The organism is Pseudogemmobacter sp. TB195, assembly GCF_058313095.1.
In genome coordinates this window covers 1-751 of the sequence record NZ_JBZEGG010000105.1, presented here as the reverse complement: position 1 = coordinate 751, position 751 = coordinate 1, and the positions used below count along the sequence as shown (strand labels likewise).

General features: G+C 63.4%; 1 protein-coding gene. It reads left to right on the top strand.

Translation table 11 applies throughout. The annotated features are described in order from the left end of the window. A partial coding sequence (tnpC, locus tag AC4FS3_RS28840) for an IS66 family transposase (RefSeq protein WP_491023391.1) occupies positions 1 to 737 on the top strand: 737 nt, incomplete at its 5' end. Between the last annotated feature and the right edge of the window lie 14 nt (positions 738 to 751).

Genomic DNA, 751 nt, shown 5'->3' with positions numbered 1-751 from the left:
GGAGCGGAACCGCGCCGCCGGGCGTCGCCTTCACTTACGCGCCGGGACGCGGCGGGCAGTATGCAGAGCAGATACTGGCCGGCTTCAGCGGCATCCTGCAGGTCGACGGATATGCGGGCTACAACCGGCTGATTGTCCAGGAAGGCTCTGGCGCCCGTCCGCACCAGAACATCCAGCTGGCGTACTGTTGGGCGCATGCGCGGCGCAAGCTGGTCGAGATCACACGAACGGGAGCCGCCCCGATTGCCGAAGAGGGCGTGAGGCGCATTGGTGAGTTGTACCGCATCGAGGTTGATATCCGCAGCCTGTCTGCTGAAGCACGGCTTGCCGCGCGCCAGCAGCGTTCTGCGCCGCTGGTCACTGGCATTCACGAATGGCTGGTTCAGAACCGAGCGCGGGTATCGGCAAAATCACCCCTGGGCGAGGCGCTGAAATACATCGCCAGATACTGGGACGGGCTGCGCCTGTTCCTCACCGACGGGCGCATTGAGCTCGATAACAACACTGTCGAGCGCACCATCCGGCCCATCGCATTAAACCGCAAAAACGCGCTGTTCGCCGGTCATGATACGGGCGCGCAGAACTGGGCCATGATCGCTTCGCTCATCGAGACCTGCAAACTGAACGCCGTCAACCCACACACATGGCTCGCCGCAACACTCGGCGCCATCGTCAAGGGTCACAAGCAGGCCGACATCGACAGCCTCCTGCCGTGGAGCCATCAACGCAAGGTGTGAGCGGCACAGCGCTT